We start from the raw sequence: 12134 nt of genomic DNA, 5'->3' as shown, positions 1-12134 counted from the left end.
ATATATAAGCGTTTTTTCAGAAGTATTGGTATAAGTATGTTTGCTGTCAGAACGGGCTGGCATTTTGGGCGTTAATTGGCTCTCCGCTGACGGGATGAACAAAATTAAGCTCACTGGCGTGCAACATCAACCGGGGTGTTTTTTCTGTTCCGGGTTGCAGGAGCCCGCCATAAAGGTCGCAGCCCAGAATCGGATGTCCCGACAACTGACAGTGAATGCGCAGTTGATGAGTGCGCCCGGTTTCCGGGGTTAGCTGTACCCGCGTTACCGGCAGCAATGTTCCGTCTTCTGACTTATGATAAACGCGCTCAATGACCCGGTAGTGTGAGCGGGCGGGCTTGCCGCGGATAGCACAGATGGACATCCGTGGAAACAGCGCAGGGTCTTTGGCTATTGCGGCATCTATCACGCCTTCATTATCGCTCAGATGCCCGCAAAGCAGCGCGCTGTATACTTTGGTTACTGTGCGTTGGCTGAACTGTTGGCAGAGGGCGGCGTTTATCCCTTTATTGCGGGCAATCACCATCAGCCCGGACGTCCCGAAATCCAGACGATGAACCAGGGTGCAGCCCGGAAAGAGTTGCACCAGCCGGTAATGTACTGAATCCAGATTTTGCGGATTTTTTCCCGAGAGACTGAGCAGCCCGGCGGGTTTATTGATAAGCACCAGATGATCGTCTTGCAAGATTATCTCTATCTCGTCATGACACGGCGGGGCAATAAAGGTATCAATAATGGCAGACATCGGGCTATCCGGATAAAGAGCGGGAGTGAATGATAGCGAATTTTAAGCCGGCTGGCGACAGTGGCCACAGGGCATTCATCATCCGGATGTATACCCAACGTCATTCAGGATGCAGGCAGGCGGCAAAGGAAGCCTGACGGGAAGCATACATCAGTATGTGACCCGGCTGTCATCGTTCCGCCAACGAACCTGCAGTTTGAATGAATAAGGGTATAAGCAAAGACATGGTTTGCACAGGCAATGTGCTTTATACTGCGCGCTGCAAAAACTGAGCATATAAATGATTAAGCAGGGGTAATGGCGATGAACGGAACGATCACAACGTGGTTTGAAGATAAAGGTTTTGGGTTTATCAAAGATGAAAATGGTGATAACCGTTATTTTCATGAGGTTAAGGTCGCCAACCCTGAGCTGATAAAAAAAAGATGCGGCAGTGACTTTTGAACCCACGACAAATAACAAAGGTTTATCCGCCTATTCTGTAAAAGTTATACCGGAAAGCAAATATATCTATATTGCGGGCGAACGCATTAAACTTACGTCGATCAAATCCTACCTGATTTACAGTGAAGAAGTGCCGGTTGACTCCACAATTGATAAAGAGAAAACCGTGCTGTCAGTCGGTGTACTGATGAGCAGCATCAGACCTAAATTGACCAGCGCACCAGATGAAATGCGCACGCTGAAAAAACTGGCGATCACCACCTTCCAGGGAACAACACTGATCTTTTCGGAAGATGAAATAGATGTGGATGCCACGGTAAAACTGCTCGGCGTCTGACATAATCCGGGGCTCGCTGACTGCAAATTGCCGGCAAGAGAAAACGCTTACCGGCAGGACTATAGAGCGGGGTTCAACTGCCCACATTGATTCGCTCAAAGACGGGTTTGGTTGCGTTTTTGAACTGCTCAAGTGAGTAAGAGGTGTAGTTAATATCGTTATAACCCCTGATCATCATCACTCCGTTGCTCAAATCAGACAGGGTGGTCCAGACCGTGTATTCAGTTGTTATTTTTCCTGTATTGCTGCCACTTTCACCCATGGTATCGACGGTAATATCTTTAGTGCGGTCGAAACGGTTCATGATATGGGCCAGTGTATTCATCGCTTCAGAAGAACTGCCTGCTTTCCGGGCATGGGTTGAATAATAAATACCCCGGATAAAACGGCCTACCGAAGTATCCGATGAAGGCAGGGCTGATGTTGCAATACCGCTGTCCGGCTGCGATACACTGATTCCGCCAAGTGTCGCTGTTGAGTGATCCACGTTAGTCAGTTGGGTATAATTATTGAGGTTTTTCAGATGCCATGGGAAATCAGGTCCGTTGGTCATCACCCTGGTCGGGTTATCATACACTTGCAGTTTGCCATTATTGGCTTCCACTACAATGCTACCGCCATTCTTGTCATGAAATGCATAGTGAAGGGGGGATTTCAGGTTTCCGAATTTTTTTTAATGTCGGTGCCCAAAAATAACCATCATTAACGGCTTTTTTAACTTCTCCGACGCTTGAAAAGTTAGCAAGCGCCCACTCTCCGATAGTAATAACGGGAATAGCTTTATCATAATCCGCAGATTTAAGCGGTGTCAGATCCGCTTCATCAATCATATTGGCGCTGTAAGAGAGCCCGCCGCTGTTGAGCCCCTGCAAAATATTGTGATCATCACCATCAAAGTAAATTTCTGTCGAGATAGCCAGGATATCGTACCGGGACTGATAACGAATTCCGTTTTTACCATCCGGTGTTTTTTTTCTGAAAAACGGTATTTTTTGGGTAATAAGTCAGCCATGAAGGGAGTGATTCAGATAATTCCATCGTCCTGCCCTGATAAACATGGTTCTGACTATCCGTAATCGCCAGGCTTGAACAGGCGATACCTGCAAAAGAAGTAAACAGTAACGAGGATAATACGCAGCTCAGTATTTTATTCAGTTTCATTTGAAGTCATCACAATTAATAGTGAATTCTGTTCCGGTGAAAATTCGGGTAAAAAATAGTACAACAGGAAGTAAAAGAATTAAATATAGCGCACTATTTTCTCAAACATCAGCATATCACAGAATATAATCAGTGAAATATTAATTTTACAGGCTGTTACAGAGAAAAATTGAATATGGTATGTATTTAATCTGTATATCTGGTTATTACAGGTAATGCTCACGTCCGGTGAATGTACCGATTATATTGATTGTGTAAGTGTGGTTATATATAGCGATGATAAGGTATGTACAACGGCGTTAATGCGGATATGCAACACCGCGCAGTGTTATCAATACTGGTCTTATTCATCTTAAAATTAATTAGTTGTTATTTTTTTTACCGGGTAAGTAGTCAGGATAATAATAATCAGGCCGGAAATACTAAAGCGAATAGACCCGCGCACAAAGATATAGGCAGCTATTTCATGCATATGATGAAACAAATTTTGAGCTAAATGATTAATTAAAATCGGTGTTTGCTCACAGGAAAGTAAACTATCAGAGCCGTCAATTTACTGTATCTGAACGAAACCGATGTGGAGCCACGAGATACATCCCGGGCCGGTCTCCAGATAGGATTGTGGGCGCAGTATGTGTTAGATAACGCAGCCACGGTGACAGATGCGCTGGATGAACTGGATAAAGTGCAGTTTGTTATGGCGACCGGCTCGGTTAATGCCTGCCTTAAAAAGAAAAGAAATTCCTCCCGGAGCCCGGTAAAATAGAATACGGCATATTTTCCGGGAGAAACTCCCATGGAACAACCGGTTTCATATTCAGTAATATCGCCTATTACCGTGTCAACATTTACCAGCCTCTGTCTGTCGGGTAATGTATTGCCGGAACTGGTTATCGTGGCGGCAATCCAGACTGCATTAGTCTCTGCCCTGTCATGTATTTTCGCATGGTAATTTAATTTAGCAATTAACCGGTTATCATTTTCGGTATCAAACCCTGTACCTGTGGTGCATTTAAACCGCTGTCCACAAATAAAGTAGGGCGTATCGAAATCAAATACCGCTGCCTGAAAATCCGGCGATCGGTATTCCAGTGGTATTTGCAGTGCAATTCGGTTCCGGGTGGGATCATTGCGGTATTCAGTCGGACTTTTACCAAAACATGACCGGAAGGCGCGTGCAAAATTGGGTCCGCTATAATAGCGAAACGCCTCGGCAATTTCTGTTACCGTCAGCGAGGATAGTCTTAACATTACGGCGGCATGGGTCATCCGGCGGTGAAAAATATACAGACCCAACCGTAATCCGAATTCTTCCATAAATAAGTATTCCACGGCACTGCGGCTGTAGCCGGTTAATTTTATTAAATCAGTCACAGCCGCACCTGTATTCAGGTTCTGTTCGACCCAGCAAAGAATATAATTGGTAATTGATACGTGCAGAGATGATTGTTTCATAGGAATGAGTTTACCGGCATTTATTTTATCCCCACGGTTCATTTATCATAAAATACTATCGATTTTAATGCTTTATTATTAAGACCCGACGGTAACGAGAAGAAAAAGGCAGCACAAAGGCTGCCCGGTTTGAGGAAATACACATATCAGTATTATGTCCGGATCTGGTTTTCTTTTTGCAAAGGCAGCACCAGATTCATATCGCCTCTGATTTTCATATCCAGCGTGGCGACAATTTTTTGCAAAATCCCGCGGTCACCCTCAATGCTTGCTTTTCCGGCACTGATCAGGTCATCCATTTTTTCCTGACCTGTGATAACACGGACCAGGTCGTTTTTTTGTAATTTGCACAGTAACATCTGCTTTTTGAACCGGCATATCGTCAGTCAGCTTCACGTAATTGAGTACACCATTATGTAAATCAAGGATAAATTGATCGTTATCCATGTTCAGCGCAATAGTGTTATTATCCAGTTTCTCTGCTTTTATTTGATCAGATACCATACTTATGTAGGCTACCAGCATTTCAGACGGAAGTGCGGCAATTACTTCAGGAGATGCTGCGGCTACTTTGTTTGGTATGTTACCATCAATGCGCAATTCATGAGCCGCCGACAGGTACAGGTTACGGTACAGCGCATTTTCTTCCTGATAACCCAGTTGCTCAAGTGCATCCGCCATCAGATAATTAGCCTCTTTATTGGACGGATTGTAAGCCACAATATTATTCAGAAGATCGGCGGTAAAGCGATAGTCGCCTTTTTTGTAGTTTTGTATTGCAAGTTCAACCACTTTTTTCTCACCACCCAGCGCGTTCACATAATGTTTACCGCGTGCGCCATCCGGGTATTTAGCCAACTCTGCGGCATTACCACTGAACCAGCCCAGGTTTTTGATATAAGTGGATTTCAGATTATTACGGGTATGGCCGTAGTAAGGGCGGTTATCCCATTTACGGAAGACTTTTTCCGGCAGTTTTGCATTCTCGGCAATGTCATCGGGACGGTAGCCATGGTTGGCGTAGCGGATAGTCGTGTTGTAGATAGACTGATAAGCATCACGCTGATCTTTCATGTACTCCACCACATTCCGGTTGCCCCACACCGGCCAGGTGTGCGGACCAAACTGAACTTCAACGTCATTACCCCAGCGCACAATCGCGGAGTTAATGTAAGATGCCCACAGGCTGGCATCACGGGTCTGCGCCCCGCGCAGGGTATAGATGTTATGTTGTAAATGATTGACTTCTTCAGCCATTGACAGCGCTTTCCACTGCGGGATATACATCACCATCTCAGCGGGCGCTTCAGCGCCGGGAGTCAGATAAAAGACAAAACCCACACCATCGAGGGTGATTTTTTCGCCATCTTTTGTAATGGTTTTATTCGGCAACGGCAGCGCCCACTTACCATCCGCAAGCACCGGCCCCAGTGCTGCGGTGATCCCGCCGGTCGGTCCCGGTTTCAGTATGTTGCCATACTGGTAGCTGGCACGACGCGCCATAATATTACCCGCCATGACATTCTCACTGACGGCTTCCTGAACAAAACCTTCCGGGGCGATAAAAGGAATTTTACCGCCGGCGATATCTTCCGGTGTTGCCAGACCTGAGGCATAAATTCCGTCAAAACCCCCGAAGTGGTCAGCATGACTGTGGGAAATAATGATACCTTTCAGTGGTTTTTTTCCGCGCTCGTTTTCATAAAGCTCAATAGATCGTTTGAAGGTATCTGCTGAATATTCAACATCATACAGTACAATTCCACTGTCGGTTTCGATAATGGTGAGGCTGGCAAGGTCTTGTCCGCGAACCTGATATATGTGGTCGGATACTTTATAGAGGCCGCCCCGGTTAACCAACTGAGCATGGCGCCACAGGCTCGGGTTAACAGAAGGCGGAGCGTCTTTACCCTGCATAAAATTCAGACCGCTGACATTTATGATGCCGTCAATGTCACCTTTATTGATTAAAGGTGCGAGAAAGCCTTTATCGGCATTATTGAAATCAGTTTTACCGGTAAAATCCAGTTGGTTATAGACCGCTTCATTTTTTTCTTTGGTTATTTCTGTGGCGGCTTTACTGTCGACATTAAATTGATAATCTGGTGTGGCAAAAGCGCTACCGGAAATTGCCAGTCCTGAGCACAGTATAGCCAGTGTTTTTTTCTTAAATGTCATAACTTTACTCTCCGTTATGCGATTTTTTATCAACGTATCAACACGCAGTGGATACAAATTGAATGATCGCCTGGTTAGTTAAATGGTTTCCTGAAAAGGAAATCAGACAACGAAACGTCACGACCGCATGTGCCAACAGATTGCCCGGCGGTTACTCTACCGGGCTGTAAACAGAGGGCGGGGGCAACTCATTGCGGTATGTCGTATCATCAGAAATATCTTATCGGTATCGGTTTTTACCGGTAGTTCATTTTTTATAAAGCGGGTATCGATATTCGTATTCAGACTCCATTTTTGCCACACATTCGCTCTCAGGGGGATTGCATTTTTTTGCAAATCACATTATTCCCCCAGCACTGCTCATACGGCCAGCCCACCAGCGTTTCGATAGTTTTGCGCGCCTCTTCTCCGGCATCGTTGATTTTTCCTCCCTGCCTGATGCGATCAATTTCATCTGACACAATTTGATGCGTTTTACGGTTAAGCGTCATCTGGCAGCTGAAGAAAATGGCAATCAGAGCAAGAACGGTAACCCCGCCAAAAAATATCCATGAGATAGCATTAACCGCACTTTCCGGCTGTATATGTGATTTAGGCTGAAAGCCAAAATGCGTCAGAGTCGCTCCCACTGAAAATACGATAATCGAGCGTGAGATTTTACCGGCGAACGTCATTGAACCGGCATAAACACCCTCACGGCGCCGTCCGGTAAAAACTTCATCCACATCCGCCAGAAAGGTATATAAAGCCCATGGAATGTAATAAACACCGCCGGTGCCTAAACCATAAATAACGGTAATGCTGATAATAGTAATGACAGTGACAATAGGGGACAGATTAAAAAAAATGTAACAGGTAATGGCTGCACACCGCGAAAATAACAAAGAGTAGTGCACAGATATAGGGTTTGCTGAATCCGTATCTCACACAAATCGTGCTGAATATAATGGTTGAAACGAGTTGGAGAAGAGAACTTAAGCTGTTTAATCCGGCAAGAATTGACGGGTCAAATTGTAAAGCGAAAATTATGTAGTATGTAAATAACGAAATAAATATACCTTCAGCACTGTAGCCAAATAAATACATTCCCAGATGCTTACGGAAAACGCGCAAATGGAATGTAGATTTGATATCACGAACTAATCTTGTACCGGTTTTCCACAGTGAGCCGCCTTGCGGAACTCCCGCCTTCGGACTGTTTTTATCCTCCCATGTGGCAAGATAGAGTGCGCTGATTGCGATAAATAAAATAACGCCATAGCAAATACCGGTATAAAGAAAAGGTTGTGAAGACTCTTTACCGTAAATTAAAATAAATTGCCCCGGAATAAAGGCGGCCAGGAAATTGGCAATATTTCCAAAAATGGCTTTATAACCGGTAAGTTTGGTGCGGATAACAAAATCATCGGTCATTTCAGAGGCCAGCGTTTCGTAGGGCACCATTACCGAGGTATAAATAAGTTCAAATGCGACATACGTAAAAAGGTAATACCAGAAACCGAATCCTTCTATCCACAGCAGGGGATAAAAGACCATCAGCGGCGCACCGATAAGCAAAAAGAAACGGCGGCGGCCAAAGCGTCTGCCCAACCGGGTGTTACCAAAGTGGTCGGTCAGATAACCCATCACAGGGTTACTGATGGTATCTGTCACACTGGCAACCGAAAAGATAATTGAGGCTTCTATCAGAGTCAGCCCGCAAAATGTGGTATAGAAATAGAGCAACCATGCACCGGCAATGGCAATAACGCCGCTGCCGAGTAAATTTCCCCCGCCGTAAGCCATCAGGCGGCCCGGTGTTATTTTTTTCCTTATGGCGAGAGAGCCCGGGCCGGATGAATACATTTCCTGTCCTAAAGTCGCGGTATTTTTATTCACCGGGATTGGGTAGTCGTACCGCAATACGTATTTATAAATACAGCTGTGTTATTCGTCTTTATTTTCGATATACAGCCCGGTAATAGGTTCTATAAATACAAGGTGATCGTGTACACGATGATTACCGGTTACTTCTTCTATTGCGGTAATTAATGCGCTTCGTAAGTTTTCATCAAGAATAGTGCCGTATATATCCACAACACCGTGTGCGACTGTAATACGGATATTGCTCTTTGGTGCCCAGGGCTGACTGAAAATCTTGTCCATAATGTCTTGTTTAACTGACTTATCATCAATTATTTCATTACCTGCTTTATTTGACGTGCTGTTGTGTATCAGTATGGTGCGGAGTGCCTTTAAAATATCCACACGGGTAATGATGCCAAGCAATTTATCGTCTTCCACGACCGGAACCCGTTTGATACCGTAGCTCTCTATCAGATGGATAACTTCATCCAGTGGTGTCTGTGGTCCGATAGTTAACGGGTCGGGAGTCATTACCTCTCCGGCATACAGTCCGTGGCACTGAACATAATCTCTGGCAAGCTTACCGGGACTTAAAAACAGCTCTTTCCAGTGAGGCCGTTTTATTTCAGTTCCCAGTTCACTCCGGCGCAGAAGGTCACCTTCAGTCACAATACCTGACATTTTTCCTGCGGCATCCAGCACCGGCAGACCACTTATTTGCAGATTGAGGAGCAGACTCACAACCTCAAGAATAGGGGTGTCTTCGTTTACCGTAACAGGTGCGGTAGTCATCACATCAGCAGCAATCATTTTTTTATCTCCTGACCGTAAGGTTTTTGGTGGTGGAATAACCGTTTTTTACCCGGCACCGGAAGAGAGTTGACGTGCTCTCCCTGCCATATATCCCAGTATTGACAGAACAAGAGCCAGTACAGCACAGCCGGCGAGAGGAAGTATCCAGTTACCTGTTTTGTCGTGGATCAGACCAACAAGCGGAGGTCCGGCCGCCGCCAGCAGATAGCCTACACACTGTGCCATACCAGACAGGGCGGCGGCCTGAGCAGAATTTGCTGAGCGCAGGCTGATAAACGCGAGTCCGAGGATCACGCCTGCTCCGGTACTCACGCCGAGCAGAACGACCCAGAGCGTGGAAAGTGAAGGAATAATCAGCAACCCGGCCAGACCAACAGCGCCCAGTAAGGCAAACAGAATACCGGGCGCACACTGGTTGCGGAGTCTGGCAATCAGAGGGCCGATGAAAAAGCCCGGCACAGCGGTTGAAAGTTGCAACACGCCGTGAAGCGAACCGGCCTCGGCGACGCTGAACCCGAGATTTTGCAAAATAGCGGGTAACCAGGCGACAATAATGTAATAAATGAATGAGTTAAGACCGAAATACAGGGATACCTGCCAGGCCAGCCCTGATCCCCATACGCCTGGTAGCGGCTGATTCTGTGTATTGCCCTGTGTGTTGCCCTGCATATCGTTCTGAATTTTTCTGCGTGATAATTGGGGGATCCAGACAATCAGGGCAACGATCGGGAATGCCAGAGTTATCAATAACGCATTCTGCCAGCCGGTATTAAAATAGTGCGTTAAAGGAATGACTGTTGCCGATCCCAGCGCCGCAGCAAGACCCATGGTCAGCGCATACAGCCCCGTCAGGCTCGCCGCTTTATGGGGTAAATCGCGTTTTAAAATCCCCGGGAGCAGCACGTTCCCGATGGCTATTCCCAGACCGACCAGTAAGGTACCGCCATATAAGCCACTGAGACCGGCAAATGAGCGGAAACAGACTCCTGATGCGATAATAATAAGTGAAATAAATAATGTTTTTTCCATTCCGAATTTGCGCGCAATTCCTGCGGCAAACGGTGAAAAAACAGCAAAAGCCAGTAACGGCAGTGTCTGAAGTAAACCGGCCTGAGCCGATGTTAAGTCAAAACTGTTTCTGACCATATCCAGTAACGGTGCCAGGCTGGTAAAAGGAGCCCGGAGATTCGTTGCAATAAGAAGTATTCCAACGATTAACAACAAATTTTTTCTTTGAGGTATCGGTATTTCACGCATTATTCGCAGCTCTGTATCAAATGTCAGAAACACTATAACTGTTTTCTGCTTTGTCTTAATATCGAGATAACATCAATCAATCTCTTAATGTCGCCAAGTTATGCGGGCACAATTTAAATGAATGTTCAGCAACAGGGAAAAGGGGGAAGAGCACAGCAGATTGGCTGCCGGTACGGTGCTCCCGGCAGCCCGGAAGGTAAATTATTCCTGTGCGCAGACAGTCTGAGTGTTCTGGCGATATTGTGTCGGTGTTATACGGTAATACTCACGGAATACTTTGCTGAATGTTGGCTGCTGCGCATAACCAAGATACATTGTAATTTCAGTGATAGAGCTGTGTGTTTCTGCCAGTAATTCTTTGGCGATAATCATTTTCCGGTACGTTATATACACTTTCGGCGTCATTCCGGTAATTTTTTTTAAAACTTTTCTGGAAATGCCCGGCAGAATAACCTGATTTATCTGATAACACTTTAATTGGCATCGGGTTTGATATATTAGACTCGATCCATTCGATAATAGATTGGATAGTTGCTCTTATCAGCGAATTATTTTTTTTTCATCTTAATGTCCTGGTCTTGTACTATTAAGGATAAGGTCGGCCTGTTATCGCGGAACCTGAAGTCCGCCATGCAATCCTTTTGTAAAAACGACCTGCCATAACTGAATGTTTCTTGCTCTGAATGCACCGGCACAGGCATTCAGATAATAGGAGAACATGCGTTTGAATCGTGGTGTATATTTTATTTCAAGGTTGTTCCAGGAGGACTCAAACCGTTGGAACCATGCCATGAGTGTTTTGTCATAATCGGAACCAAAGTTATGTAAGTCCTCGATAACAAAGAAGGGCTCGCTGGCGGATGAAATTTGGGTGACTGAAGGAATACATCCGTTCGGAAAAATATATTTATTAATCCAGGGATCAACATTTAAATCGGTTTTGTTAGACCCGATAGTATGCAGTAAAAATATACCGTCTTGTGTGAGGCATTTGTTGGCAACCCTGAAATAGGTATCATAGTTTTTCGGACCGACATGCTCGAACATGCCCACTGAAACAATGCGGTCAAATTGTCTGTTTAAATCTCTGTAATCCTGTAAAAGGATTTCAACATTCAGTCCGGAACATCTGCTTTCAGCCAGTTTTTTTTGTTCCGTTGATATAGTGACGCCGGTGACTTTCACACCATAGTTTTTAGCCGCGTATGCGGCCAGTCCGCCCCAGCCACAACCAATATCGAGTAACGTCATACCAGCCTGAAGTTTCAGTTTTTCACAGATTAATTTCAGCTTATTCTGCTGTGCGGTATCAAGATCTGTGGCATCTTTCCAGTATCCACATGAATATTGCATCCGGGGATCAAGCATTTCTGAGAACAAATCATTACCGAGGTCATAATGCTCTTTACCCACTATCCATGCCCGCTTACGGGATTGCAGATTGATAAGCCTCGAACCTGCCACCCTGACCAGATCTTTGAGACTGAGTGAAAGTGATGATTCGAGGTCGGCTTCAATCATCGCGGCAATCAGCTCATCAATCTTTTCACAGTCCCACCATCCATCCATGTAGCTGTCACCCAGACCAAGTGACCCCTCCTGTAAAACCCGTTTGTAAAATTTATTGTTGTTAACCTGAATGTCGTAAGGATTGACACCATTAATTTCAACACCCGCCTTTAGCAACAAATCCCGGCTCATTTGATACCAGGGATCTTTCTGGTCTGGCGAAACGGTTTTGTTCATCGAAATACCTGCTTAATTTTTTTATGAGTAGCTAATTTATAAAATGAGGCGGAGTGATAAATAATCTCGTTAAAATTCTGTTTCTGAGATCTTTCACAGCTCTGCATCAAGCACCGTAAATACTATAACCGTTTGCTTCTTTGTCTTAATATC

The 12134-nt window shown here is 45.2% G+C and carries 9 protein-coding genes and 4 pseudogenes; 3 read left to right on the top strand and 10 right to left on the bottom strand.

Annotated elements, in window-relative coordinates:
* Positions 1-46 precede the first annotated feature (46 nt).
* Complete coding sequence (locus AYY16_RS13620) at positions 47-745, bottom strand: RluA family pseudouridine synthase (RefSeq protein ID WP_067367614.1); 699 nt, start codon at positions 743-745, stop codon at positions 47-49.
* Positions 746-1042: 297 nt separating this feature from the next.
* Between AYY16_RS13620 and AYY16_RS13615 the strand changes: the two are divergent.
* Positions 1043-1526 (top strand): annotated as a pseudogene (locus AYY16_RS13615) (cold-shock protein).
* A 73-nt stretch (positions 1527-1599) separates the two neighbouring features.
* On the opposite strand, the pseudogene AYY16_RS13610 reads toward AYY16_RS13615, so the two are convergent.
* Positions 1600-2687 (bottom strand): annotated as a pseudogene (locus AYY16_RS13610) (linear amide C-N hydrolase).
* A gap of 577 nt (positions 2688-3264) precedes the next feature.
* Between AYY16_RS13610 and AYY16_RS20475 the strand changes: the two are divergent.
* Positions 3265-3453 (top strand): hypothetical protein, encoded by a 189-nt coding sequence (locus AYY16_RS20475; RefSeq protein WP_235846311.1) that lies wholly within the window; start codon positions 3265-3267, stop codon positions 3451-3453.
* A 30-nt stretch (positions 3454-3483) separates the two neighbouring features.
* On the top strand, positions 3484-3639 hold the full coding sequence (locus AYY16_RS20470) for a hypothetical protein (RefSeq protein ID WP_162271059.1): 156 nt from the start codon (positions 3484-3486) through the stop codon (positions 3637-3639).
* A 188-nt stretch (positions 3640-3827) separates the two neighbouring features.
* Here AYY16_RS20470 and AYY16_RS21735 read toward each other — a convergent pair.
* From AYY16_RS21735 to cfa, 8 genes and pseudogenes are all read right to left on the bottom strand, one after another.
* Positions 3828-4142 (bottom strand): annotated as a pseudogene (locus AYY16_RS21735) (helix-turn-helix domain-containing protein); the annotation flags it as partial.
* A 152-nt stretch (positions 4143-4294) separates the two neighbouring features.
* Positions 4295-4441 (bottom strand): hypothetical protein, encoded by a 147-nt coding sequence (locus AYY16_RS21455; protein ID WP_082970745.1) that lies wholly within the window; start codon positions 4439-4441, stop codon positions 4295-4297.
* Positions 4434-6320, bottom strand: coding sequence for an alkyl/aryl-sulfatase (locus tag AYY16_RS13595; RefSeq protein ID WP_067367605.1), 1887 nt, complete (start codon positions 6318-6320; stop codon positions 4434-4436). The genes AYY16_RS21455 and AYY16_RS13595 overlap by 8 nt, the downstream gene beginning before the upstream one ends.
* A 311-nt stretch (positions 6321-6631) precedes the next feature.
* A pseudogene (locus AYY16_RS13590) lies at positions 6632-8165 on the bottom strand (MFS transporter).
* A gap of 81 nt (positions 8166-8246) precedes the next feature.
* Positions 8247-8975, bottom strand: a complete 729-nt coding sequence (locus tag AYY16_RS13585; RefSeq protein WP_067367603.1) for a CBS domain-containing protein — start codon at positions 8973-8975, stop codon at positions 8247-8249.
* A gap of 48 nt (positions 8976-9023) precedes the next feature.
* Positions 9024-10235 carry a CynX/NimT family MFS transporter gene (locus AYY16_RS13580; RefSeq protein ID WP_067368324.1) on the bottom strand — a complete coding sequence of 404 codons (1212 nt, stop codon included), beginning with the start codon at positions 10233-10235 and terminating at the stop codon, positions 9024-9026.
* A gap of 201 nt (positions 10236-10436) precedes the next feature.
* Positions 10437-10628 carry a helix-turn-helix domain-containing protein gene (locus tag AYY16_RS13575; RefSeq protein WP_235846310.1) on the bottom strand — a complete coding sequence of 64 codons (192 nt, stop codon included), beginning with the start codon at positions 10626-10628 and terminating at the stop codon, positions 10437-10439.
* 213 nt (positions 10629-10841) lie between these two features.
* On the bottom strand, positions 10842-11981 hold the full coding sequence (gene cfa, locus AYY16_RS13570) for a cyclopropane fatty acyl phospholipid synthase (RefSeq protein WP_067367600.1): 1140 nt from the start codon (positions 11979-11981) through the stop codon (positions 10842-10844).
* Positions 11982-12134 lie beyond the last annotated feature (153 nt).

This window comes from Morganella psychrotolerans (assembly GCF_001676155.1).
Taxonomy (GTDB): Bacteria; Pseudomonadota; Gammaproteobacteria; order Enterobacterales; family Enterobacteriaceae; genus Morganella; species Morganella psychrotolerans.
The sequence above is the reverse complement of the archived record's forward strand: the minus strand, read 5'-3'. Positions and strand labels throughout refer to the sequence as shown.